Annotated in this window: 20 protein-coding genes, 2 pseudogenes and 1 riboswitch; of the genes and pseudogenes, 11 read left to right on the forward strand and 11 right to left on the reverse strand. The window is 36.9% G+C overall.

The genetic code is table 11. The features are described 5' to 3' along the window. Positions 1-3 precede the first annotated feature (3 nt). The 3 genes from JCM9157_RS06905 (at position 4) to rlmH (ending at position 2070) form a co-directional block, all read left to right on the forward strand. Entirely contained in the window at positions 4-1224 is a 1221-nt protein-coding gene (locus JCM9157_RS06905; RefSeq protein WP_035663332.1) for a S1C family serine protease, read from the forward strand. 139 nt (positions 1225-1363) lie between these two features. After that, positions 1364-1525, forward strand: coding sequence for a CxxH/CxxC protein (locus JCM9157_RS23875; protein ID WP_081734087.1), 162 nt, complete (start codon positions 1364-1366; stop codon positions 1523-1525). Between the two features lie 65 nt (positions 1526-1590). Beyond that, complete coding sequence (gene rlmH / locus JCM9157_RS06910; protein WP_035663333.1) at positions 1591-2070, forward strand: 23S rRNA (pseudouridine(1915)-N(3))-methyltransferase RlmH; 480 nt, start codon at positions 1591-1593, stop codon at positions 2068-2070. A 67-nt stretch (positions 2071-2137) separates the two neighbouring features. Here the strand turns inward: rlmH and JCM9157_RS06915 are convergent, their stop codons facing one another. Together JCM9157_RS06915 and JCM9157_RS06920 are read right to left on the reverse strand one after the other, a co-directional pair. Then, a complete protein-coding gene (locus JCM9157_RS06915) occupies positions 2138-2566 on the reverse strand; it encodes a PxKF domain-containing protein (protein ID WP_148296827.1) in 429 nt (142 codons plus the stop codon). Between the two features lie 185 nt (positions 2567-2751). Further along, entirely contained in the window at positions 2752-3972 is a 1221-nt protein-coding gene (locus JCM9157_RS06920) for a hypothetical protein (RefSeq protein WP_035663337.1), read from the reverse strand. A 34-nt stretch (positions 3973-4006) separates the two neighbouring features. After that, positions 4007-4090, reverse strand: a riboswitch (cyclic di-GMP riboswitch). 434 nt (positions 4091-4524) lie between these two features. On the opposite strand from JCM9157_RS06920, the gene JCM9157_RS06925 reads away from it, so the two are divergent. Next, entirely contained in the window at positions 4525-5403 is an 879-nt protein-coding gene (locus tag JCM9157_RS06925; protein WP_035663424.1) for a radical SAM/SPASM domain-containing protein, read from the forward strand. Between the two features lie 351 nt (positions 5404-5754). Here JCM9157_RS06925 and JCM9157_RS06930 read toward each other — a convergent pair whose 3' ends face one another. Next, complete coding sequence (locus tag JCM9157_RS06930) at positions 5755-6237, reverse strand: hypothetical protein (RefSeq protein ID WP_035663340.1); 483 nt, start codon at positions 6235-6237, stop codon at positions 5755-5757. 630 nt (positions 6238-6867) lie between these two features. On the opposite strand from JCM9157_RS06930, the gene JCM9157_RS06935 reads away from it, so the two are divergent. Further along, positions 6868-10239 (forward strand): endo-1,4-beta-xylanase, encoded by a 3372-nt coding sequence (locus tag JCM9157_RS06935; RefSeq protein ID WP_052012994.1) that lies wholly within the window; start codon positions 6868-6870, stop codon positions 10237-10239. 459 nt (positions 10240-10698) lie between these two features. Here the strand turns inward: JCM9157_RS06935 and JCM9157_RS06940 are convergent. From JCM9157_RS06940 to JCM9157_RS06970, 7 genes and pseudogenes are all read right to left on the reverse strand, one after another. Continuing rightward, positions 10699-11513 (reverse strand): annotated as a pseudogene (locus JCM9157_RS06940) (ABC transporter ATP-binding protein). Beyond that, positions 11513-12544 (reverse strand): FecCD family ABC transporter permease, encoded by a 1032-nt coding sequence (locus JCM9157_RS06945; RefSeq protein ID WP_035663342.1) that lies wholly within the window; start codon positions 12542-12544, stop codon positions 11513-11515. The pseudogene JCM9157_RS06940 and the gene JCM9157_RS06945 overlap by 1 nt, the downstream one beginning before the upstream one ends. Further along, positions 12541-13574 (reverse strand): annotated as a pseudogene (locus JCM9157_RS06950) (FecCD family ABC transporter permease). Before JCM9157_RS06950 ends, JCM9157_RS06945 begins: the two are co-directional and overlap by 4 nt. Next, positions 13575-14642: an iron-siderophore ABC transporter substrate-binding protein gene (locus JCM9157_RS06955; protein WP_035663344.1), complete on the reverse strand. Its 1068-nt coding sequence runs from the start codon at positions 14640-14642 to the stop codon at positions 13575-13577. 241 nt (positions 14643-14883) lie between these two features. Further along, positions 14884-16314 carry a L,D-transpeptidase family protein gene (locus tag JCM9157_RS06960; protein ID WP_052012995.1) on the reverse strand — a complete coding sequence of 477 codons (1431 nt, stop codon included), beginning with the start codon at positions 16312-16314 and terminating at the stop codon, positions 14884-14886. A 256-nt stretch (positions 16315-16570) separates the two neighbouring features. Next, positions 16571-17047, reverse strand: a complete 477-nt coding sequence (locus tag JCM9157_RS06965; protein ID WP_035663346.1) for a DUF4188 domain-containing protein — start codon at positions 17045-17047, stop codon at positions 16571-16573. 14 nt (positions 17048-17061) lie between these two features. Further along, positions 17062-17604 carry a PadR family transcriptional regulator gene (locus tag JCM9157_RS06970; RefSeq protein WP_035663347.1) on the reverse strand — a complete coding sequence of 181 codons (543 nt, stop codon included), beginning with the start codon at positions 17602-17604 and terminating at the stop codon, positions 17062-17064. Positions 17605-17849: 245 nt separating this feature from the next. Between JCM9157_RS06970 and JCM9157_RS06975 the strand changes: the two genes are divergently transcribed. The 6 genes from JCM9157_RS06975 to JCM9157_RS07000 all read left to right on the forward strand — a co-directional run bounded on the left by JCM9157_RS06975 (position 17850) and on the right by JCM9157_RS07000 (position 24334). Beyond that, positions 17850-18686: a protein-glutamine gamma-glutamyltransferase gene (locus tag JCM9157_RS06975; RefSeq protein ID WP_035663349.1), complete on the forward strand. Its 837-nt coding sequence runs from the start codon at positions 17850-17852 to the stop codon at positions 18684-18686. A gap of 252 nt (positions 18687-18938) precedes the next feature. Then, the gene (locus JCM9157_RS23885) at positions 18939-19064 is read left to right on the forward strand and encodes a YjcZ family sporulation protein (RefSeq protein ID WP_148296829.1); all 126 of its coding nucleotides are present in this window, start codon (positions 18939-18941) and stop codon (positions 19062-19064) included. A gap of 173 nt (positions 19065-19237) precedes the next feature. Further along, positions 19238-19921 (forward strand): response regulator transcription factor, encoded by a 684-nt coding sequence (locus JCM9157_RS06985; protein ID WP_035663352.1) that lies wholly within the window; start codon positions 19238-19240, stop codon positions 19919-19921. A gap of 2 nt (positions 19922-19923) precedes the next feature. Beyond that, positions 19924-20925, forward strand: a complete 1002-nt coding sequence (locus JCM9157_RS06990) for a sensor histidine kinase (RefSeq protein ID WP_035663354.1) — start codon at positions 19924-19926, stop codon at positions 20923-20925. A gap of 116 nt (positions 20926-21041) precedes the next feature. Further along, a complete protein-coding gene (locus tag JCM9157_RS06995; protein WP_035663355.1) occupies positions 21042-21725 on the forward strand; it encodes an ABC transporter ATP-binding protein in 684 nt (227 codons plus the stop codon). Next, positions 21722-24334 (forward strand): FtsX-like permease family protein, encoded by a 2613-nt coding sequence (locus JCM9157_RS07000; RefSeq protein ID WP_035663356.1) that lies wholly within the window; start codon positions 21722-21724, stop codon positions 24332-24334. The genes JCM9157_RS06995 and JCM9157_RS07000 overlap by 4 nt, the downstream gene beginning before the upstream one ends. 92 nt (positions 24335-24426) lie before the next feature. On the opposite strand, the gene JCM9157_RS07005 is transcribed toward JCM9157_RS07000, so the two are convergent. Further along, a complete protein-coding gene (locus tag JCM9157_RS07005; RefSeq protein WP_035663358.1) occupies positions 24427-25101 on the reverse strand; it encodes an NAD(P)H-dependent oxidoreductase in 675 nt (224 codons plus the stop codon). Positions 25102-25389 lie beyond the last annotated feature (288 nt).

A 25389-nucleotide genomic window follows, 5' to 3' on the forward strand; every position in this document is an offset into this window, starting at 1 on the left:
ATTGTGGGTTACTATGATGATCATGTTACAGAAACAGTGAGTCGGCGTCGTGGTCCCAACCGTGGTGGATCAGGTCTGTCAGCTTTAATTGGTGCAGTTGTAGGTGGGTTTATTGTTCTATTTTCAATTCCTGTTCTCTCGAATATTGGACTATTACCTTATGAAATAAATGATAGAGAAGTATCAGGTATTCCAGAACAAGAAACTCCGCAAGAAGGGTTAGCTCAAACGATAAGTTACAATGTTAACTCTGATGTGACTCAAGCCGTAAATAAAGTATCTGATGCCGTAGTTGGTGTTATTAACATGCAACAAACAAATTTCTTCACACAAGAAGGAAACGAAGGAACTGGTTCAGGTGTTATCTATAAGAAATCTGGAGACAAAGCATATGTCGTAACAAATCACCATGTTATCGAACGAGCAAATGAAATAGAAGTTAGTTTAGCAGATGGAACACGTATTCCAGCTAAACTACTAGGAAGTGACGTTATAACCGACTTAGCTGTTCTAGAAATCGATGGCAGTGATGTCGATGTTATAGCTGAATTCGGTAGTTCTGAAATGCTCCAGGTAGGAGAACCAGCATTAGCAATCGGAAATCCACTTGGACTCAGGTTCTCAAGTACCGTTACCCAAGGAATTATAAGTGCGACAGAACGAAGTATTCCCGTTGACTTAACAGGAAATGGTCAAATAGATTGGTATGCAGAAGTTCTGCAAACAGATGCCGCTATTAACCCGGGTAACAGTGGAGGAGCTCTCATTAATATCGAAGGGCAAGTAATTGGTATTAACTCAATGAAAATTGCTCAAAGTTCGGTTGAAGGAATTGGATTTGCGATTCCAACAGAAATTGCAATCCCCGTAATTGAAGACCTAGAAAGCATTGGAGAAGTTCGTAGACCACAAATGGGTGTTGGCATTAGATCATTAAACGAAATTCCAAGTACGTACTGGCAAGAAACATTAAGGCTTCCTGAGGACATTAAAGGTGGAGTCGTTGTTACAAGTATCTCTCCTAACTCACCAGCTGATCGTGCAGGATTACAAGAATATGATGTGATTGTTGAAATTGAAGGAGAGGTCATTAACGATGGGCATGATCTTCGTAAATTCTTGTACACAGAAAAGAAAATCGGTGATGAGATTGACGTAGATATTTACCGGAATGGAACGCGTGAAACGGTGAAGGTAGTATTGGCGGAACAGCAAAGTTTTTAACTAGCTATATAAAAGAAGTAGAACCTGATTTGGTGCTACTTCTTTTTTGTATGAAGAAGGTTTAATTTGGAATTATCCACAGTCGAATAAGTGGTTATGATATAATAGATAAGCTAAAAACGAAAGGGAGTATAAAGCGATGTATTTTGCATGTGACGAACATATTAGTTTAGCAATTGATATGACGGTGGACGAGCAAGAGCAAGCACCGGTTGTAGATAAAATAGAAGAAGAGGATAAATCGTTATCCACAGCATGTAGTTTCTGTGAAAACGGAGCCATCTACAGTGTAAACCCATAAAGAAATCCACAGTGTGGATATGTGGATAACTACTGTGGATAAAATTTTAGGGGGTTATACACACTGTGAATATCTCAATCGTGACCGTAGGAAAGTTAAAAGAGAAGTATTTAAAACAAGGAATAGATGAATACACAAAACGTTTAAGTGCTTACGCTAAAATAGAGTTAATCGAAGTTGCTGACGAAAAAGCTCCAGAACAAGCAAGTGAAGCAGAACAGCAACAAATCAAAGAAAAAGAGGGGGAGAGAATTTTGGCCAAGCTCCACCCTGATACTTATGTTATTGCTTTAGCTATACAAGGAAAGATGCTAACATCTGAACAACTAGCTGATAATCTAGATAAGCTAGCTACATACGGTAAAAGTAAAATTGCTTTTGTGATTGGCGGATCGCTGGGGTTGAGTGATGATGTGATGAAGAGAGCAAATGAAAGTTTGTCTTTTTCGAAGATGACGTTTCCGCATCAGTTGATGAAGTTGGTGTTGGTGGAGCAGGTTTATCGGGCGTTTCGGATTATGAGGGGTGAACCTTATCATAAGTGATTTTTGGTTTGTATATTTTAGAGTAATTTTAAAAAAGGAATCGCCTTAAGGCGACTCCTCCATGAATTTATCTTAAGCTAATAACAACTTCTTGAGTTGTACCATCATTTAGTGAAATAGTAAGTTTATACGTGCCGGAAGATAACCCTTTAGTATTTAGATTAAAAATATATTGGTTGTCTTTTGCATCATATCTAAAAAGATTTCCGGTAGTTGCTGCACTTGTAGATACAGCTTCTTCTACATTACCCCACACATTGTTACTTTGCTTAGAATGACCAATTTTTGCGACTGCATCTGTAATAAATGCACCATTATTATCTTTTAATTGGAACTTCACTGGTACTGTACTACCTGCTTTAAACACGCTAGAGCCATTCTGATTAATAGGTTGGAGAATACCACCGAAGTCATATACTACTTGATAGTTTACTGTTTCTACAGTTTCATTTCCTGCAATATCTCTAGCAGTAATTGTAATAGTATGACTACCCACTTTGCTAGTGTCGATAAATCCACTTGCTTCTGTTGCAAGACCAGACAACCTATCAGAAGCGGTCCAAGTTACAACTTCACCAAGTGTAAATATACGAGCTTCTGTAAGAGTTATTTCTGGCGCAGTGCAATGGCTGGTGGTGGGGTCAGCCAAGTCGTTTATGCAAAACAGCTAGCACATACCGTTCAAATGGTAACAATGTTAATTCCACTTACTGCTGTAGAAGCAGAGTTCCCAGCAAGATCGGTAGCTGTACCATTTGCAAACTGGTCTCTACCTTCTTCAGAAAGAGTTACAGGTTGAGTAAATGATTCTACACCAGAAAGAGTGTCAGCAGCATTAAATGTAACCGTAACATTATCTTTATACCAACCAGTTGAGTTTGGAGAACGATCTGCACTTCCTCTAATAGTTGGAGCTGTTTTATCAAGCTTAATAGTAATAGGTTCAGAAGTTCCTAAGTTCCCTGCAAGGTCAGTAGCTGTACCAAAAATAGTATGAATTCCATCTTCAGCTACTAAAACATCTTTACTAATAGATTCTTTATTAACACCTGTTCCACTATCAGTTGCATTAAAAGATACAGTTACATCCTCTTTATACCAACTATTTCCATTTGTGTTTCTATTGGGAGAAGAAGTTACTTCAGGTGCAATAGAGTCGTATGTGTAAGTAAAAGGAACTACTGAACTTACATTTTTAGCAGCATCTACTGCTTGTAAAGTTACTGTGTTAACCCCTTCAGTTGGTGTAGGCAAAAGTAAAGAATGTGTTCCTGATTCAAATTCTCCTTGAGACTGACCGTTAACAAACAATTCACTAGCTTCGTCTAAAGAAATTTTAAACTCAGTTGGGAGTGTAGTTGCATTGAATATACCACTTATAGGATTAATAAAAACAACGACTGGTGCTGTTGTATCAGCTGGAACTAATGGAGCAGGGTTTACAACTTGTATGGTAACATTATCTGGCTTCTCATTTCGTACCTGATTACTACCAGTTTTTATGTTCGAGCTCATTTCAACTTTAAGGTTTAAGTTGCCAACAGTAGCGTCTGCTGAGATTGTGTATTCTAAATTAACGGTTTTCTTTGTATTAAATTCATTAGCTGCAAAAGTAAGAGTTTTATCATGCTGTGTTTGACCACCTAAATTAACAGTTACTGTTGCTGCATCTGTTTTGTTCCCCCCACCATCTGGGATTAACCAAACTTGAACTGGTACTGTAACTGTTTCTCCTGGCAAGCCAGACACTCTAGTATTTTCCTGGGCAGCTACCTCAGCAGCCACTAACTCTCCATGAGCTAAAGCAACACTCGTAGGCACAACGCCTGAAATTGCAATTGCAGTTGCGACAAGTAAAGCCTTTTTACTTAATACATTAATAATACTTTTTTTCTTCATCATTCTTGCTCCTCTTAAATAAATTTGTAGGTAAATTAAATAAGAGGGTCGGTTACACTACTAGCTCCACATAGCCCAAGTGTCCAAATAAAGGCTATCTTTCATAGCACCCCTAAAGTTAGAGGTCCGGTTACACTATTAGCTCCATATAATCCAAGTGTCCAAATAAAGATTATATTTCTTAGCCTACCTAAAGTCCTAGTATACATGGATAAATTTCGTGGCCACGGTAGTTACCTATGTATAATTCCCTATAAACATATTATAGGTCCAGATGAAAAAAAAGGAAATTTAATTTAATCGACAAATAGTTACAAAATTTTTAGGTTTTACGGGTGGAATTTGAGATCTTCAGTAGTATAAAAGTAACAGGAATCATCATACAGAAAAATCACAGTGAACCTTACCATAAGTAAATGAGGTTTTTCGCTAAGCCAAACTGATAACGATGATTTCCATGAAAAAGCATGTTACCATCATGAACAAATAGGCTATAATCTTAATACAAACAATATTATAGGGTTCTAAGTAGTCAAAGAAGTGAGGAATTTGATGGTGAAAAAATTTAAGAAATTTTACTTAGAGATTACAAGTGTGTGTAATCTTGCATGTAGCTTTTGTCCGCCAACAGAACGACAGAAGCAATTTATTTCTGTGGAAGATTTTTCTAAGCGATTAGACCAAATTAAACCACATACAGACTACATTTATTTACATGTAAAAGGTGAACCGTTACTCCATCCTAAAATTGGCCAGTTGTTAGATATAAGTCATGAAAAAGGATTTAAAGTTAATATCACAACAAATGGAACATTAATTAATAAAAAAAGAGAGAAGTTATTTAATAAACCTGCGTTAAGACAGATGAACTTCTCACTTCATAGTTTCGATGGCCATATTGGTTCTAAAGATAAAGAAGGTTATGTGAAGAGTATTCTTTCTTTTATTAAAGAAGCAACAAGTCAATCAGAAATGATCGTTTCCTTGAGATTATGGAACCTTACCCAAGATAATGCGACGAATAGTGAAAGACAACGAAATCGAGAATTATTGGAGATTATTGAGAGGGAATTTAATCTAGACTTTAAAATTGAGGAGAAGGTCGTGCCAGGAAGCGGCGTGAAAATTGCAGACCGTATCTTCATCAATCAAGATTACGAGTTTCAATGGCCTGCGTTACATGAGGAAGAAGACGATGGGAAGGGCTTCTGCTATGGCATGCGAAATCAAGCGGGTATTTTAGCAAACGGAACGGTTATACCTTGTTGTCTAGATGGTGAGGGCGTTATCAACCTAGGAAATATTAACGAGGATTCATTTTCTGATATTATCGAAATGGATAGAGCAAAAAATCTTGTAGATGGCTTTTCACGAAGAGTGGCAGTCGAGGAATTATGTAGGAAATGTGGATATCGCAAAAGGTTTGGGAAATAGATAGGCAGATGGTAAGAATTTAGTAAGTAGACATTACCTCATTTAGATACAATACGGTGACTGTATTATAAATAGAAGCATAAGTAAGGAGTATCATTTGATTCAGAGGAGAGTCCTTGTGGTAAATGCAGAGATTCTAACAGCTGTGGCCATCTTCAAAATAAAAAGGTCTAGCAAGGTGCCAAACCAATGTAGAATGTATGGAATTTACTAGTTTCGTACAGTTTGTGGAGCAAGGTAATCGCTATTATAAAGTCAACGTGGAAAAGTCTTTCAATCGGAGATATCCACGTTTTTTCGGTTAATTCGGTTTCTTTCTCAAAATGAAACGGACATTAAGACAGTTCTTGGTCATTTATGAGTTTCGTCTCGGGCTGTTTTGAACACTTCGTCCTGCCACAGTTGATACAGATAGATGATAAGCGCAAAACCGATCATCATAGCAACAATAGCTATTGTAGGCAAAGTCGATTCACTCGAGGCAAGCCCCATCCGTTGCCATATTGGGTAAACGAGGTACATAAATAATCCGTCCAAAAGTATATTGACAGTCAAGTAAATCCAAAATTTCCCGTAGGTAAAATGGAATACCCAGATAACTATAACTAAATATGCTCCATATACCCAAGGAACCGGGACGACTTTATCCCACCCAAAAAGACTGGAACCTGTCTCTTTCCACCATCCGTAATGGTAAGCCGCTTGATATGCCAAGGTATGAATAACGGTCATAAAAAGAGCGACCGGCATGTACCTGCGCACAGTATTCATGTTCAAAAAAAACAAGGACGCCCAAGGCAATATTAAGAGTGACCAGAGAATAATCTGTTTCATGTCATTAAACCCCCAATAGTTTTATGTGTAGTGTTACTCTCGGTTCTTATATTTATTCCGATAAAGTAACTGAAACAACGACTTGGTTAAGTAAAATTACATTTGAATGGGGATTAATGGGGACTATTACCAATGCAATGGTGAAAAATGTCTTTCATCACGTAGACCCAATGTAGCTGCTTATATGGAGAATGAAAAAAACTATCGTTTAATCACAGAAAACATGACAGATATGGTTGCTGTCAACAAAAAGCTTCTCTGGATCGAAACTGTTCAAGCTATCAACTCCAATCAAATCAGTTATCAGGTTTGCCTGTTTATGTTTAAGGATTGTTAAAAATCTCAGATGTACTAGTTTTCTACATGAAAGACTGAATACTTTATTTCTATTAATCTTTATGAATTTTATAACTATCTTAATTTCCGTTCTGAAGCAAGCTCTAAAACAGTTTACTCTTTAAAATGTAAGCGTATTTATTTTCTAGGGTATAATCTATAGTTTTTTAGATTTAAGTTTTTATCTCAACAAGCAATAATGGAATAAAGTAGCAAGGAAAGGAGGTTCTTATTGATTTTTGTAAGCGTTTTAAAAAGCCTCAAAAAAAAATAGTTGATGGGGGAATGCAGCAAATGAGTAGAAAATTGAAAAAAGTAATATCACTACTAATTGTAGCTATTTTGGTGAGTCAGCCATTTATGGTTGCAGCAGCTACAGACACAACTAGTAGTAATGCAGAAAAGGAAACGGTTTTTCATGAAACTTTTGAAAATGGCAATGGTGTTGTAAAAGCAGCAGGCGGAGCAAACTTAGAAGTGGTTTCTAAAGCTTTTGATGGCAATGAAAATGGAAAAGCTGTATATATAAGTAATAGAGCAAACAACTGGGATGGAGCTGATATTGACTTCAGCGACGCCGGTATGGAAGATGGCAAAACCTATACGATTACAGTGAAGGGTTATGTTGATCAAGGTGTAACCGTTCCAGAAAATGGTCAAGCCTTTCTTCAAATCCCATCTGGAAGCTATCCTTTATTAGCAAACGTAAATTTTGTTGCTGGAAAGGAGTTTACTCTAACAGGTGAGTATAAAGTAAATAAAAGTACTGATTCTGCAGTACGTATTCAATCTAGCAATGAAGGAGCAACGGTTCCTTTCTTTGTAGGAGATATCCTCATCACAACTGAAGAAACAGTTGAAACCGTAACAGATCAACTTGTCTACCACGAAACCTTTGAAAATGGAAAAGGTGTTGCAAAAGAAGCAGGTGGAGCTAAATTGGAAGCGGTTTCTAATGAGTTTGCTGGTAATGAGAACGGAAAAGCTGTATATGTAAGCAATAGAGTAAACAATTGGGATGGTGCTGATATTAACTTCAGCGACGTCGGCATGGAAGCTGGAAACACCTATACGATCACAGTGAAGGGTTATGTTGATGGAGGTGTAACTGTACCAGCAAATGGTCAAGTCTATCTTCAAATCCCATCTGGAAGCTATCCATTATTAGCAAACGTAGATTTTGTTGCTGGAGAAGCATTTACGTTAACAGGTGAGTATAAAGTAAATGCAAGTACCGATACGGCAGTACGTATTCAATCTAATGATGATGGAGCAAAGGTTCCATTTTATATCGGTGATATTCTTATCACTAAGCAAGTAACTTCTGGTGGCAGTGAGCCAGAACCAGAAGATGAAAGAGCTCCTGCAAAAGAATTCACAAAAATTGACTTTGAAGATCAAACAACTGGTGGATTTGAACAGAGAGGAACGACTGAGGTCCTAACGGTAACAGACGAAGCTAACCATACTGATGGTGGTTCTTATGCATTAAAAGTTGAAAACAGAACGCAAAATTGGAATGGTCCATCGTTACGTGTGGAAGAGTACATTGATTTAGGTCATGAGTATCATGTTTCAGCGATGGTTAAGTTAATTTCACCATCGTCTTCCCAACTTCAACTATCAACACAAGTTGGAAACGGGAATAATGCTAGTTACAATAACATTCAAGGAAAAACAATTAGCACTGATGACGGCTGGGTGAAGCTTGAAGGAACCTTCCGTTACAGCAGTGTCGGTGGCGAGTATGTAACGATTTATGTAGAAAGTTCCAATAATGCTACGGCATCTTTTTATATTGATGACGTAACGTTTACACCAACAGGTACAGGGACAGTTGACATTCAGAAAGATTTAAAACCAATTAAAGATGTATATGCTGATTACTTCATGATTGGAAATGCAGTTTCTTATTCTGAATTTGAAGGTCTTAGATATGACCTGTTAAAAATGCACCACAATCTTGTTACAGCAGAAAATGCTATGAAACCTGGTTATGCTTATAACGATAATAGAGAGTTTGATTTCAGTGCACAGGATGGACTTGTGAAAGCCGCTAGAGATTCAGGGCTTGATGTTCATGGTCACGTTCTAGTGTGGCACCAGCAATCGCCAGAGTGGCTTTACCAAAATGCAGATGGAACTCCTTTAAGTCGTGAAGCAGCAATTGAAAATATGAATAACCATATTGAAGCTACGATTCTTAATTTTGGAGACGATATCATTTCATGGGATGTTGTCAATGAAGCAATCGTTGTTAATGGCAGCAATTACGAAAATTGGAGACAGCATTTACGTCAATCTGGTTGGTTACGAGCAATCGGAGATGACTATGTAGAATTAGCTTTCCGAAAAGCAAAAGAAGTAGTCAATAAACACAACCTTGATATCAAGCTTTATTACAATGATTATAACGATCACTTTGAAAATAAGTCTTCAATCATGTACTACATGATTAAAGAAATAAATGAAAAATATGCAAAAGAAAATGATGGAGAGCTTCTGATTGACGGTGTTGGAATGCAAGCTCACTATCATTTACATGAAAGAAACACAGCTGAGAGAGTGGAACAATCGTTAAAGAGATTTATTGAACTTGGTGTAGAAGTTGGTGTTACTGAACTTGATATTACTGCAGGTGCAGATGGCGTCCTAACTGAAGCTGAAGAGAAAGCACAAGCTTATCTTTATGCTCAATTATTCAAGATTTACAAAGAGCATGCTGAGCATATCTCCCGTGTAACATTCTGGGGATTGAATGACGCGACGAGCTGGAGAGCGGATCGTAACCCGTTAGTGTTCGATCGAAATCTTCAAGCAAAAGAAGCTTACTACGCGATTATTGATCCAGAGGGATATATTGCAAAATATGAAGCACCACCTGAGGATGAAAATCCATCGAGACAAGGAAAAGCTGTTTTTGGAACTCCTGTAATTGATGGTACGATTGATGATGTTTGGAATAACGCTCCAAGATTACCTATTAACCGTTATCAAGCGGCTTGGGAAGGGGCAACGGGTGAAGGTAGAGTTCTTTGGGATCATGAAAACTTGTATGTACTGATTCAAGTGAGTGACTCAGAGCTTGATAAATCGTCTACTGCTGCTCATGAACAAGATTCAATTGAGGTATTTATAGACCAGCTTAATACGAAAGCTACTTCATATGGAGTTGGCCATGGCCAATATCGAGTAAATTTCGCAAATGAGACTAGCTTTAATCCAGGTGAAATTGGAGCCGGTTTTGAATCTGCAACTCAAGTACATCCATCAGGAAATGGTTACACAGTTGAGTTGAAAATTCCATTGACTGAAGTAACTCCAGAAAACGACATGATCATCGGATTTGATTTACAAATCAATGATGCTAGAAATGGAGCTCGCCAAAGTGTTGCAACATGGAATGATACATCAGGTGCTGGTTGGAATGACCCATCTGTATTCGGTTTACTGACACTTGCTGGTGATGTAACAGAAGAACCAGTAGATGATGAAGACCAGGCACCAGTACCAGGTGATAAAGAATTGAAAAAAGAAGAGAAACAAGCTGAAAAAGAAGAAAGAAAAGCTTTAAAAGAAGAGGAAAAAGCGACTAAGCAAGCTGAAAAAGAAGAAAAGAAAGCTTCAAAAGAAGATAAGAAGTCTGATAAAGAAGGAAAAAAGTGACCAAAACTAGTGTGGAAAATGGATATCTAATCGGATTGACATTTTTCATTGTTTGATAAATCAATGAACACATTAGGAAGAGCAGCTTAATAGTTAGAGAGAAGAGCTATTAGCATAAAGCTAATAGCTCTTTTTCTATTTACAGACAGTGCACGACAATAATTTGCAAGGAAGGGTTAAAGCCCAGATTTTGTATTAGAAAAGTTAGTCATATACCCTGAAGGAAGGAAGTCTAAAGTGTTTTGATGAGCATATGAAACGATGAAAAACCTTAGCGTAGGAAATATACGTAGACTCCTGCGGGATCAAAAGGCAAGGGTGAAACCCCGCAGTGCGTAACCACGAGGAGGCTCACCAGCCGCCCGCGGAAAGCGAAGTGTATTTCCGGAGCGACTGCTACGCTGCAACAACCTTTTCGTTCGGATTCTCGTTATTAAAAATTCTTTTGTCCCATCCTCTTTATGAATACATTTTCAATTGATTATGATATCGTCCAATTGGAACAACAGAAGGAGAACCTGAAACAGGATCTTTGACTACGGTACAATGAAGACCAAAAATATCTTCAATTAATTTACTTGTAATAACCTTTGATGGTGTACCCTCTGCAACTAGCTTACCTTTATGAAGAGCAAAAATATGTCTGCATAACGAGCTGACAAGTTAATATCATGCAAAACCATGACAATCGTTGTTCCATGTTTTCGATTAAGATCTGTTAAAAGGTCAAGAATCTCAACTTGATAAGTGATATCTAGGAAGGTTGTTGGTTCATCAAGAAACAAGATATCGGTTTGCTGCGCTAGAGCCATTGCAATCCACACACGTTGTCTCTGCCCACCTGAAAGTTCATCAATATTTCGATCGGCAAACTCAGTGATTTTCATCATTTCCATTGCCTCAGCAACAGCTTCATAATCCTTTTTTGTCCACCCTTTTAAAAACGTTTGGTGCGGAAATCTTCCTCGCCCGACTAAATCAGCAACTGTTATTCCCTCTGGAACGATAGGTGATTGAGGCAGAAGTCCTAACACACGAGCTAGCTGTCTTGGTGGAATTTTGTGAATAGATTTCCCATCCAAGGTCACTTGACCAGAAATGGGTTTAATAAGTCTAGCCATTGTTTTAAGGAGAGTGGATTTCCCACAACCATTGGCTCCGATAATGATGCTTATTTGATTACTTGGAATGGAAATACTTACATCATGAAGGATGGCTTTATGATCATATCCAGCAGTGATTTTTTCTGCTTGAAAAATATGTGTTGGTTTCATTATAAATCTCCTTTTCGGTTCATTCTAATTAGCAAGTAGATCAAGTAAGGTGCACCAAGAATGCCAGTTATTACACCTGCAGGGTATCTAGCAGTGAATGCGAACTGTCCAATAAGATCTGCTGCTAAAACTAAAATGATTCCAACTAGACCTGCTGGGATAATATTTGAAAACCCAACACCAACCAGTCTTTTTGCAATAGGTCCAGCAAGAAATGCAACAAATGCGATAGGACCTGTTGTAGCGGTAGCTAGTGCGATAATAAGGACAGAGCTCACAACAAGTAAAAGTCTTGTTTTATCTGTATCAACACCAAGTGAAGTAGCTGCCTGCTCTCCAAGTTCCAACATATCTAATCTTTTTCCAAGTACTAAAATGATAGGTGCGAAGATAAGAACCGTCAAAATAAGAGGATAAAGGCTCTCCATTTTTGCTCCATTTAAACTACCGCTTAGCCACCTCATTGCAGTAGGAAGGTCATGTTGTTGACCAATGAGTAGTAAATAGGAAATAACGGAGTTTAACATTGCTTGAATTCCAATTCCTATTAATATTAATCTACCTATTGAAAAAGAGTTTCCTTTTGCTAAAAGGAAAATTAGTAACGCTGTAGCAAGACCACCAAAAATAGAAGCAATTGAGACAACAGTGTTGCTTGCTTGAAGAACAATGATACAAAATACAGCGGCTGCACTGGAACCAGCAGTTATTCCAATGACATTTGGGTTTGCTAAAGGATTTCGCAACATCGTTTGAAATACAGTGCCTGCCACTCCGAAAGCAAATCCAGCAAAAACTCCTGCTAGCATTCTTGGAAAACGAATGGTCCCAACTGCAAATGATGCTCCTTGTACTTCCTCACCTAATAAAACACGGATAACATCTTGAACCGGATACATTGTATTTCCTAACATGAGCATGGCACAGGATAATGCCAAAGCAGTGAAAGCAAGGAAGGAAGTTACGAATAAATAATGACGACGTCTTTTAGTTCTATTCACTATAATTTGATTTACTGTTTCATTTATCATAATGATCGCATTTTCGCTTTCATAGTTAGTAAGATTAAGATGGGAGCGCCAATAAATGCTGTGACAACACCAACTTCAAGCTCACCAGGGCTTCCCAAAAGCCTTCCGCTTATATCTGATATCGTTAAAATAATGGCCCCTGATAGAGCAGACATAGGTATAACATAACGTAAATCAGGACCGATCATAAGTCGAATCAAGTGAGTTGCTAATAAACCAATGAAGCCAATTGGACCTGCTAGGGCTGTTGTTGCGCCGCATAATAGAACACCACCAAAAGCAGCTATAAGCCTTAGCGTACCAGTGCGTACTCCTAAACCTGTAGCAACCTCATCACCTAACGCTAATGCATTTAGTGCTGGAGCTGTAAATAGTGCTATTAATACCCCTACAATAAGAAAAGGAAGAAAGGTAGAAATGGTACTCCAGTTACCTGATCCGACACTACCTACTTGCCAAAACCTAAATTGATCCATAACATTCGAGCGAGGAATCATAATTGCCATTACTAATGATGATAATGCGGCACTTGTAGCAGCTCCGGCTAAAACGAGTTTAAGGGGCGTGGCACCGCCACTCCCCATAGATCCAATTCCGAAAACAAAGATGGCAGTTATGATAGCTCCCGCTAATGCAAGCCAAATATATTGGCCAGCAGTACTAATATTTAAAAAGGAAATCCCACAAACAACGAACAATGCTGCCCCTGTGTTAACTCCTAAAATACTAGGATCTGCAATAGGATTGCGCGTGACAGATTGCATAAGAGCCCCAGAAATTCCTAATGCAGCACCACACAAAAGACTAAATACAGTTCTAGCAATTCTTTGGCGTACAACATTTGCTTCATGCTCTGTACATCTGGTTGGAACAGCCCAGTCATTAGTTCATTCCATCCAATTGTACGAGAGCCAAAGGCAAGAGAAGCCAATATACATATACCGAGTAAAATAATAAGAAGGATAAGAACTCTTATGAAATACTTCGGAATAAGTAACTGCTTATTCTCGGAAACGGATGTAGTAATCATTTAATTTAACTTACTAACAGCTTCTGAGATTAATTGTAAATATTCATCAATAGAATATTGAATCGATAGTGGGCTTGGAGTACCTGCTGCTGCAAGTGGAGTATTATCTCCAATAATGACTACAGACCCTTGTTCAATTGCTGGAACTTTTCCAAGAATCGGATCAGCTTGTAATGCACTAAGTGTATTCTCATCTCCGTAAGTTACTAATACTTCAACACCGTTAAGTGCATCTGCATTTTCAGCACTTAATTCAATATAAAAACTATTTGGATCAGCAATTTGGTCAATAACACTTTCAGGGTATTCCATTCCTAACTCACCAAGGAACTCTCCACGAGGATCAGCAGGTGTATAAACGTAAAACTTTGATAAGTCAGTAGCATTGATCATAGCAAATGCTGCTTTCTTACCTTTAATTTCAGAGTGCTCATTTACTTTATCTTGAATTAGTTTTTCTGTATCAGCAATAAGTTGCTTACCTTCTTCTTCCATTCCCATACCGATAGAATTGAAAGTAACTTGATCACGCCATGAAGTGACCCATGGACCAGTCACATATGCTACTACTGGAGCAATTTGACTTAATGTATCATATTCTTCTTGAGTAATTCCCGAATACGAAGCTAGAATAACATCTGGATTAGCATCTGAGATGGCCTCAAAATCTAAACCATCGGTATCTTGGAAGATATTTGGTTGTTCAACACCAAGTTCTTTTAATTTCTCAGCAGTCCAAGGTAACATACCGCTTTCATCTTGAACTCCGTAATTTGCTGCTGAAAAACCTACAGGTACAACACCAAGAGAAAGAGCTACATCATGGTTTGCCCAAGAAATTGTAACTACACGTTCTGGTTTCTCATCAATTACAGTTTCTCCTAAGGCATGTTCAATTACGATTGGATATTCAGCTGTAACTTCAGTATTAGCTATTTCTGTATTTGTTTCTTCTTTAGAGGTTGGTTCAGCTTGTGAACTTGATGACTCGCCCGAACACCCAACTAGAGTAATCAAAAGCATAGTAAGTAGTAATGCCGTTAGTGAAGTTTTTTGTTTTGCAGTCATTTGTAACCCATCCTTAATACGAGTTTATTTGATAATGATTATCATTATTGTTAATATATATCCACTTTATGGGGTTGTCAATAACTATTTTATAAGGTGAAGATCTAGATCTATTCAATCTATCAGCTTTACAGTTACACCACTGCTTTTTTAGTTGAGGAGAAGGGAAAGAAGGAGGTTAAACTTAACATTCTACTTAAATAAAAAAACAGAAAATCATTAATGATTTCCTGTTTTTTATTTAATAAATGACAACTGGATCGTAAACATTTAGATAATGATAAACCTTTTTCATTACATCAGGAGGAACATTGACACAGCCATTTGACCCAGCATTGTGGTAAGCATTACCTGACCAGTTGGTTCGCCAGCTTGCATCATGGAAGCCTTGCCCGCTGTTAGTAAACGGAGCCCAATAATCTACCTCAGTTGAGTAATCATCACCTGTAAGGGTGTAAGGAGTCCGTTTATAGAGAATATACCATACCCCTTTTAAGGTATCTTGTTGTGTACTTCGATTACCAGTAACCACATTGGTTGTTAAAACTAATTGGCCTTCTTTGTAAATCCACATTCTTTGTGCTGCGATTGAAACTTCAGCATACGTAGACCCGATGCCAAAGTTTGAGAGTGTTTCATAACCGTAACCTTCACCACTCCAGCCATTGCCGTATATATTAGAAGCTGAAATGGTCTTTTCTCCATTTTGGAAAGCTTCTTTAATCATGCTTGCCTCGTTCTCGGCATTAAGTGCCCAGCCATAGCCTTGTCCTTTAACTGTAATAACTGAACCTGAGTGAGTATTAAAAGTGAAATCTTTGCCAAGAGTTGATTGAGAGTCATTAATCTCAGCTATTTTCTCCACAATTAAATCTGAGTGGATTAATACGTTCAGGTTTTCTGATAAAGAGGCATCAACAATAAGTTGATTAGCTTCTAATGAATAGACTTGATCTTGAATCTGATATTCAATGGTATGCTCGAGAAAGTCTTGAAGTCTTTTCACTTGATCTTGTACAACCTGACTGTCATCTTTGATAGGGTGCAAGTAAACTGGTTTTAAAAAAACGTCACTAATATATTCTTGTTTATCAAAGTCCTCCAATAGGCTATCAACATCGAAATGTTCACCGTCAACGCTTTCAGAAATAACGACTTCACCATTTTCTATATGTGCTCTAGCATCTATAGGGGCCTGCAAACTTTGGTTTAAGGAGAAGAGTTCTAATTCTAGTTCGTTCCGCAATACTTCGCTGCGGTATAGATCTTTATCGCTTGGTAGTAAGTAATACGTTTTTTCTTCAGATGAAGGAAAAAAAGTCCATTGATCTCTTAATGTATTTTTAATCTCAGTCAGATCCTTCTCTGTAAAATTCATTTTCGTTTCATTACCTACTAAAATAAGATGATCTCCGACATAGATATTATTGCTCAAAAGAGATGTTTGTAATTTTTCTAGAGTTTGACCCGCTGTCAATCCACTTACTTCAATACCATTAATGGTGATATTTGAATTGAAGTGAGTTCTTTGATAAATACTCATTGTTAATAGAATTAGCCCAATAAAAATAATGATTATTGCTAAAATAATCTTCCAATTTTTAAACCAATGAGATGATTTTTTTTCTGGAGGGTTATGCTCTTCAATTGGTTTTTCTACGGGATAGCCCATACAATATTCCCCCATATCTAGACATTCTTAGACTTTAAATTATAATGATTAATTCTAATTTTACTAGACAGAAAGAGTGAAATTTGTCACAATTTGTATGTTTGAGAAGTTTATTATGATATTTAGTTGTTGGTCGAGGCTTTATACTGAGATATTGGTTTGAGGGAAGATAAAATATAGGAGGTTTATGGAACATTACTTACAAAAGAGCACTCAATAAAATACTATAAAGTGCTCTTTAAAAACTAAAACAATATTATTCTACTTTCATCCTTTTACGAGCGGAGTTCTTTTCGAAAGTAACCGGAATATGGTTCAGCGCCTTACCTAAACCATAGAAAGGCATATTGGAATAAATAGATTCATAATTTCCTTTTTTCACTTGGAATGTCTCGTGATATATGCCAACAGCATTATTATTGCCTAATTTTTCGTTGAACTTTTTCCAAGCCGTCAAATGCTTCTCATTTTTTGCATATGAGAGTAGATCTTCCATCGACCGCCAATATTGAATCATGGTTGTCGTTCTAAGTCCGTAATAGCTTTCCATTGATAGAAATCCCAAATCTTCTTTATTCATGTAAAGTTCCTTAAGCATTCCTGGCATAGCGCTGAAAACGGGGAACCATTTGTGGATGGCTAGTCGATTATTAAACCGCATTCCGATAATAAAGACAACGAGATCCTCTGTATTTTCTACTGTGTGACGTCCAGGGAAAATTTGTTGTTTCATTTATTATTCCTCCTCTATGACCAGTTTTTAAGGGTATGATCACACCATTTAATTGCCGCTTCGGTTACTCTTTTTCCATAATCCAACGTCATTAACCAGTACATTGCATCCTTTTCATCTTTGTTGTGCTGATGAATTCCCTTTTCAATCGTTTCATACATCTCGTAACGAATTTCTAGCCTGTTTTTATAATCTTGAAGAATTGCAATGGTTTTTTCAGGTGATTGATAGGATCCAAAAAATAATTTAAGTAATACTTCATTTCGTTCTACTGGAGCTTGTTGAAGAGGTTGTTCTAGCCAATTTTTTAATGTGTCCATTCCTTTTGATGTGAGATGGTACTCGTTTCTATCGCTTCTCCCTGATGTAGTTGAGACATTAACCTCAGCCAAACCCTCTTGGACAATTAGTTTAAGAGTCGGATATATTTGTCCATAACTAATTTTCCAAAAATGACTTAAGCTCCGATCAATGAACTGTTTAATGGCGTAACCTGACTTACAATCAGTTGTTAAGATCCCTAATATGGCGTACGTTGTATCGTTATATGCTTTCATTCTTTCACACACCTATCTAAAAGATATATCATTTAGATATATAATAATGGATATAAATTGAAAAAGCAAGTGGGTTTTCCAAATTTATGGGTTGAATACGGTTGCTTACCGTGAAACCAACTAGCAAGTATTGTTTCTTCTAATCATATAAATTAAAGGGATGTAACATGGCTTCATGGTGATTCCAAGAGAAATTTGCAATAAATAAATAAGCATCTGATTGAATCAAATGAAGGGGGAATGACATGATACAAGTAGCTGGAAGACCAGTTTCACCAGATAGTGTAATGGATTTTGGAAGGATAGAAAGACTAATCATTCAACAAATGCATGATTCTGCTGAATGGTTTTCTTATTTTTCTATAAATGAATTAAGATTTGAAGTGAACATGCGGAAAACTATTATGGAAAGCGCAAACGAGATGAATACGAGTCAAGTAACGTTTACGATCTTTGAAGAGGCTCGATGTAATCCCGCATATTGGACTTTGACAAATACTGGGGGATTTTTGTTAAGACCAGATGTTGAACCATCTGATGCTATTTTAGACATTTATGGTAACAGCTCTTTGTACGCATTTGAATGTGCAACTGCGATTATTATTATCTATTACCAGGCTATCTTAAAGAGTATCGGGCAATCTCAATTTAATGCATTTTTTCAAAATATTTATTTATACAGTTGGCATACAGATCCTGATTTAGAATTACAAATTCTCTATTCGGATCAGTTTTTACCTGGGGATGTTGTGTATTTTAATAATCCTGACTTTCACCCAGATACGCCATGGTATCGTGGGGAAAATGCTGTTGTATTGAGCGATGGAACATTTTTTGGACATGGATTTGGTATCATGACTGCCGAGGAGATGATCGAGTTTTTGAACTCACAAAGGTTTCCAGGTAGTGTGCAACCCGCATATTTAGATACTTTAATCACAAGAATATCGCCGACAACACTTCAGAAGCTTCTATCTTTACAAAGTGGTCGAAACGTTTATAAACAACTAAAAGGAGTCATCCACCATAATCTTTGTTCGATCTCCAGTATTCAGTATCAGTTTTACCTTAATATTTATTAAAAACTATGACATTCACCCATTTAATGGGTTGACAGGTTCATATTTCGGCTAGGTGAGTATTATGTAGTGTAGTATATTAACCCAAAAGGAAGTGCTGAATATGTACCCTAACTTAAATGTACCACCTAACATGATGGCAGGAGCAAATGTACCACCAAACATACCGTCTAATATGATGGCAGGGGCAAATGTACCACCAAATATCCCTCCTACTATGGTGCTGGTGCAATGGATGAACCTATGCCAACTTATATGGCTCCTGCTTATGGATATGGATATGGTTATGCTGCTCCTCCTAGACACGGACACGGTTTCACATTAATTGTTGTATTGTTTATTTTATTGGTTATTGTAGGTAGTTGTTTCCCTAAATTCTAATAAAAGAGGCGCTCTATCTATGAGGGTTTAAAAGGAAGGTCAGTTGTTTATGTGATTTAAAATAAACGACTGGCTTTTTATTATGTGGCCAGTAATTTAAGTTTGAATTTACTTTATTAGACAGAAAATGTATAGTGTTTGTGTTTACATTGGTTAATTGAGGTGAGGAGAAAATGAAGATCTTACTTGTAGAAGACGATAGAACTATCGCTTCAGGTTTGGAATATTCGTTACAACAGGATCAGTTTGAAACGATTCTTTGTCATGATACGACTTCAGCAAATAAAGTGATTAGTGAGCAATTACATACAATTGATTTATGTTTATTTGACTTATCATTGCCTGATGGCAGTGGGTATGATTTATGCAAGCAAGTGAAAGAAGCTCGTGACCTACCAGTGATTTTTTTAACGGCAATTGATGACGAAGTGAATGTTGTCATGGGGCTTGATATGGGTGCCGATGATTATATTACGAAGCCATTTCGGATTAGAGAATTACTATCCAGGATTCGAACAGTTTTGCGAAGATACCATAAACAACCGCATACGAAAGCAATTATCGACTTGCATCAGATTCAAATAAATACGCTAGAAGGCAAAGTGTATAAGCATGGAGAGGAAATACTGGTCACAGCACTTGAATATAGGCTATTGCTAATTTTTGCTAACCATATCGGACAAGTTCTTACAAGAACTCAATTACTAGAACGAATCTGGGATGTAGCAGGAGATTTTGTTAACGATAACACACTGACAGTTTACATTAAAAGGCTACGTGAGAAATTAGAAGACAATCCCCAAAAACCAACGATTATTAAAACAGTACGTGGTTTAGGTTACAAGGTAGGTGAGTAGAAGTGTTTCGTAATCGTGAGGTGAAAGTACTTGTTCTGGCGATGAGTGTTCCGAGTATCCTAGCTCTTTGTTTCGTTTCTGTCTTTCCTCAACAAGCCTTTTTTGTAGTCTTATTTCTTTCCATTCTTTTGATTACAATTACTTTGCTTTTTACTCATTGGAGATATGGGGAAATTCAAAAGCTCTCAGGCTATTTAAGAAGAATTAGTGGAGGGGACTTCTCTTTAGACGTCCGAGATAATAGAGAAGGGGAACTTAGTATTTTAAAAAATGATATATATAAAGTGACTCTCATGTTGTCAGAGCAAAGCTCAGGGTTAAAGAAAGAGAAAAGCATGCTAACAGAAGCAATTTCAGATATTTCACATCAACTCAAAACGCCTGTTACTTCGATGATTATTATGGCTGATTTGCTAAGTGAGTCTGAAATATCAGAAGGGAAAAGAAAAGAGTTTACAAGAAATATTAGCGTACAATTGGAGAGAATTGAGTGGTTAGTTTCGTCGTTGCTAAAGCTCTCCAAAATTGATGCGGGGTCGATTCAATTTAAGCGTAATCCGATTTTAATTAAAGAGCTTATCACTAAATCATTAGAACCCCTTCTGATCCCGATGGACATTAGACAACAGTCTCTTGTTATTAATGGAAAAGAGAACGTTCGTTATCTTGGAGATTTGAATTGGACGTCTGAAGCTCTTATAAATATTTTGAAAAACTGTGTCGAGCATACTCCTGATGGTGGAGAAATAACGATTACATATTCAGAAAATGCCCTGTTTTCAGAAATTCTCATAAGAGACAACGGGAAAGGAATCCCTAAAGAAGATCTTCCTTATATTTTCAAGCGTTTTTATAAAGGCAAAAATGCTGGAGAAGATAGTGTAGGGATTGGACTTGCTTTAGCACAGAAAATTATTACAAGCCAAAAAGGAACAATTGAAGTTAGAAGTGAAGTAGGTAAAGGGACGGAATTCAAGATAAAGTTTTATAAACAAGTCATATAAACGGCAATCAAATTGTAAAAAGACCTAATGTGACTAAACTGTCATTTTAAAGTCACTGGACAGTCATTTTAGACAGATATGATAAAACTATCAAGAAACACATGGAGGGTATTCATATGGAAATATTAAAAATAGAAAATCTGTCTAAAGTTTACGGAAAAGGTGACACAGCAGTAAAGGCACTAGATAATGTTTCATTTAGTGTGAAAAAAGGAGAATTTGTAGCGATCATCGGACCGTCTGGTTCAGGGAAATCAACATTGCTTCATTTATTGGGAGGTGTCGATCAGCCTACAAATGGAAAGGTATTTGTCGACAATACAGATATTTATGCATTGAACGAAACACAGTTAGCAATCTTCCGCAGAAGACAAATCGGATTAATATATCAATTTTATAACCTTATTCCAATTCTTACAGTGGAGGAGAACATTACGCTACCTCTGCTTTTGGATGAGCATCAAGTCGACCAGAAACAATTAAGCGATATTGTGGAGATCCTCAATTTGACTAATCGTTTAACACACCTACCTAATCAACTTTCAGGAGGGCAACAGCAACGTGTATCAATTGGACGTGCGTTAATTAGTAACCCTGCGATTATTTTAGCTGATGAACCTACGGGTAACCTTGATAGTAAAAATAGTAGTGAGATCATGGATTTGTTAAAGATGTTTAATAAGACATTTAACCAAACGTTAATTGTGATCACCCATGATGAGCAAATTGCGCTTCAGGCAGACCGTGTGATTGCAATAGAAGACGGTAAGCTAGCTCGGGACGAGGTGATTCGTCCATGAACATTATGCAGAAGCTCACTTTAAGGCACCTTAAAGAAAATAAAAGAAGAACTCTTGTAACAGTTATAGGTACAATTATTTCGGTTGCGATGATTACAGCAGTTGCAACACTAGCAATCTCCTTTTTAGATTTGATACAGCGACAAGAGATAGCTGACCGAGGAGAATGGCATGTTCAGTATCACAATGTAAGTGAAGCTCAGGCTGAAGCAATTAAGAATGATGTATCGACAAAAGGGTATATCCTTTCGGGAAACCGAGGTTATTCATATTTGGAAGGTAGCCAGAATGAATATAAGCCATATATTTTTGTTAAGGAATATAATGAAGGTGGGTTTGAGAATTTTCCTATTGCGTTGAGTGAAGGAAGGCTACCTGAAACACCTGATGAAATCGTCTTGTCAGTAGAAATTATGGCGAATGCCAAAGTTGAGTATGAAATTGGAGATGAACTTTCACTAGAGATTGGTGAACGTGTTTTTCTTCATGAAGAAAAGCAAGAAGATCCGATTACACAGCAATATTCTCTTAAAGTGGTAGACGGTGAGATTCAAGAAATAATTGAAAATACGGTAACCAAAACATATAAGGTTGTAGGAATTATTGATCGGCCGACGTGGGAACCAGCTTGGTCTCCTGGTTATACAGCGATTACTTATACAGATGAGACGTTCATTTCGAGCGAGTCTCCAGTTAGTGCCCTGGTTATTTTAAATAAAGTCGACCGGTCGATCTATAATTATGCGGAACAATTAGCGAGTAAAATTAACTTAGACACAAAATTTATTAGTTATAATAATGATTTGCTTCGTTACTATGGCGTCACCAATAACGATAATTTGAATAGTACGATGTTTTCGTTGGTTGCTGTTATTATGTCAGTGATTATAATCGGTTCTGTTGCTTTAATTTACAATGCCTTTGCGATCTCCGTTTCAGAACGTGCTAGACATTTAGGAATGCTATCGAGTGTTGGTGCAACAAAAAGGCAAAAGAGAAACTCAGTCTTTTTTGAAGGGGCTGTAATAGGTGTTATCAGTATTCCACTAGGCGTCGTCTTTGGATTATTAGGGATCGGTGTGACGTTCTGGTTTATTAATAGATTACTTCACGATGCGTTAAATGTATCCGTGAAATTAACAGTCGTTGTTACACCTATGTCAATTCTTATTGCGGCTCTCGTATCTATGTTAACGATTTTTATTTCTACGTATCTACCTGCGAGAAAAGCATCGAGAATATCTGCTATTGACGCGATAAGACAAACAACAGATATTAAACTCACAGGTAAAGCGGTTAAAACATCTAAACTTGTTCGCAGGTTATTTGGTATGGAAGCCGAAATTGGTCTGAAGAACTTAAAGAGAAATAAAAGAAAATACCAAATCACGGTGTTCTCTTTGGTAGTTAGTATTGTCTTATTCCTAACGGTATCATTTTTTACGGAATCATTAGAAAAGTCTATAGATCTTTCTCAAGCAAATCTGAACTATGATATTCAATTAACATTTAGTCAAGATCGCCTTGATGAGCAGTTTGTCCAATCGATTACAAGCTTAGAGGAGGTAACGGACTTCTCTATTATTAAACAAGCCACCTTTCAAGCGATGGTTGATGAATCAAACATCTCAGCTCCATTAAAAGACTTAGTGAAAGAAGAACCAGACTTATTAGAGCAAGGAAAATATCCTTATTATGTAGATCTTTATTCCGTGGATGATGAGACGTTAGTTCGTTATGCTGAGAAAGTAGGAATGAACACTTCAGTTTTATTCGATAAAGCAATGTTACCTGCGATCGTTATTGAGAAAACAAAATATGAGGATTCAAAACAAGGAAAGTTTGTTGAGATAGAAACCATTCAAACATCAGTAGGCGGGAAAATAGACCTGTATTATCAAGACTGGGAAAACGAGCAGAGCGAGTTTGTAGATGCTATTACGATTGGAGCACTTACAGATGAGTTACCTATGGGAGTGACGTATGGCGGTGGAGTAGGTGGGCTTACGATGTTTGTTTCAGAAGAGATTTTTAATGAATTATTAACTTTAGATTTAGAAAAAAGGGTAGAGTCAAATATATCTATTTATTTAGAGAGCTCAGATCCTTTAAAAACACAAGAAGAAATTGAAGAACTAAACAACGGCAATACTTATATTTACAACGTTTATAAATCACGTCAACAAAATCAACAAATGATTTTACTGATGTCTGTTTTTATTTATGGTTTCATCACTTTAATTACTGTCATTTCCATAGCTAACATTTTTAACACGATCTCAACGAGTATATCTCTTAGGAAAAGAGAGTTTGCTATGTTGAAGTCTGTTGGGATGACACCAAAATCATTTAATAAAATGATCAATTATGAAAGTATTTTTTATGGAGTGAAAGCATTACTCTACGGTGTTCCTGTAAGTATAGGGATTATGTATCTTTTACACAGATCAATGATGAATACATTTGAGTATCGTTTTGAATTGCCATGGATGAGTATTCTATCTGTCGTGATAGCTGTGTTTATCATCGTAGGTACTGCGATGCTTTACTCGATTTCGAAAGTTAGGAGAGAGAACATTATTGAAACGTTGAAACAGGAAAATATTTGATTAGGTAAAAATAAAAAACAAACATTAGAGATTTCTTAATGTTTGTTTTTTTAGGAAAAAGCAAAGGTCAAAAGTTGCTTTTTCCTATGTTTTTATTCAATCCATTGCACAATATCTTCTATTGGTTTTCTCGTTTTGGGCCTTGGTTCATTCTTGCGATAACCAAATGCTACCATGACTGAAACCGCCAAGTGTCCATCCTCTAGCAACCCTTCGTCTGCAAGAAGTGCTTGTACCTTATCATAGTCAAACCCTTCAATAGGGCAAGAATCAATGCCTATTTGAGCAGCAGCTGTCATCATATTAGCTAAAGCAATATACGTTTGCTTGCTTGCCCAGTCGAACATAGAGCGATCACTTTCCAACAAATTAAGATCGTGTTCTTGAAAGCTTTTGTAACGAACTTTTATCTGTTCAAAAAGATCCTCAGGAATTTGTTTCACGTGTAACATTTGGTTCGCTACGTAGTCACTATCATATTTCGTATCCTTAATAGTCCTAGCTAGTATGATGACAAAATGGCTTGCGGTAGGGAGCTGCCCTTGTCCACCCCATGTAATCCCACGTAGTTTTTCTCGTAATTGTTGATTTTGAACGACGACAAACTTCCAAGGCTCATACCCAACAGAGCTTGGTGATAACCTTCCAGTTTCTAATATAAATTCGAAATTCTCATCAGAGATTTTCTTTGTTGGGTCAAATTCTTTAGTGGCATGTCTAAAATGAAAAGCATCAAGAATTTCCTGTTTTTTAGTTTCTTGATTCAACTGTGAATCCTCCTTGTTTTGTATAAGTTCCATATTCTGATATTCCTTCGAATGAGTGTCTATGGTTTTCTAGATTAACAATCATATCAGAATTAAATAATTGTTTCACGAGATAGGTTTCCTAATTAGTATAAACTTTTAAATGACTACGATTCAATAAAGCTAAAGAGTGTTTATCGTCACGATAAAATTCACAAAAGAAACCGAATAACAAGTTCAGTTTTTTTGTGAAAAAAATTAGTTATTCTCAGGTGTTTTTAAAGACGAAAATACCAGAACGTATTCGAT

It is taken from the genome of Halalkalibacter akibai JCM 9157 (assembly GCF_000513135.1).
GTDB lineage: Bacteria > Bacillota > Bacilli > Bacillales > Bacillaceae_D > Halalkalibacter > Halalkalibacter akibai.

What these genes read in the sequence shown, in the direction of transcription:
- JCM9157_RS23875 (WP_081734087.1), top strand. Translation starts at nt 1,364, where the DNA reads ATGTATTTTGCATGTGACGAACATATTAGTTTAGCAATTGATATGACG.
- JCM9157_RS06920 (WP_035663337.1), bottom strand. Translation starts at nt 3,972, where the DNA reads ATGATGAAGAAAAAAAGTATTATTAATGTATTAAGTAAAAAGGCTTTA.
- JCM9157_RS06930 (WP_035663340.1), bottom strand. Translation starts at nt 6,237, where the DNA reads ATGAAACAGATTATTCTCTGGTCACTCTTAATATTGCCTTGGGCGTCC.
- JCM9157_RS06935 (WP_052012994.1), top strand. Translation starts at nt 6,868, where the DNA reads ATGAGTAGAAAATTGAAAAAAGTAATATCACTACTAATTGTAGCTATT.
- JCM9157_RS06945 (WP_035663342.1), bottom strand. Translation starts at nt 12,544, where the DNA reads ATGATAAATGAAACAGTAAATCAAATTATAGTGAATAGAACTAAAAGA.
- JCM9157_RS06955 (WP_035663344.1), bottom strand. Translation starts at nt 14,642, where the DNA reads ATGACTGCAAAACAAAAAACTTCACTAACGGCATTACTACTTACTATG.
- JCM9157_RS06960 (WP_052012995.1), bottom strand. Translation starts at nt 16,314, where the DNA reads ATGGGCTATCCCGTAGAAAAACCAATTGAAGAGCATAACCCTCCAGAA.
- JCM9157_RS06965 (WP_035663346.1), bottom strand. Translation starts at nt 17,047, where the DNA reads ATGAAACAACAAATTTTCCCTGGACGTCACACAGTAGAAAATACAGAG.
- JCM9157_RS06970 (WP_035663347.1), bottom strand. Translation starts at nt 17,604, where the DNA reads ATGAAAGCATATAACGATACAACGTACGCCATATTAGGGATCTTAACA.
- JCM9157_RS06975 (WP_035663349.1), top strand. Translation starts at nt 17,850, where the DNA reads ATGATACAAGTAGCTGGAAGACCAGTTTCACCAGATAGTGTAATGGAT.
- JCM9157_RS23885 (WP_148296829.1), top strand. Translation starts at nt 18,939, where the DNA reads ATGGCTCCTGCTTATGGATATGGATATGGTTATGCTGCTCCTCCTAGA.
- JCM9157_RS06985 (WP_035663352.1), top strand. Translation starts at nt 19,238, where the DNA reads ATGAAGATCTTACTTGTAGAAGACGATAGAACTATCGCTTCAGGTTTG.
- JCM9157_RS06995 (WP_035663355.1), top strand. Translation starts at nt 21,042, where the DNA reads ATGGAAATATTAAAAATAGAAAATCTGTCTAAAGTTTACGGAAAAGGT.
- JCM9157_RS07000 (WP_035663356.1), top strand. Translation starts at nt 21,722, where the DNA reads ATGAACATTATGCAGAAGCTCACTTTAAGGCACCTTAAAGAAAATAAA.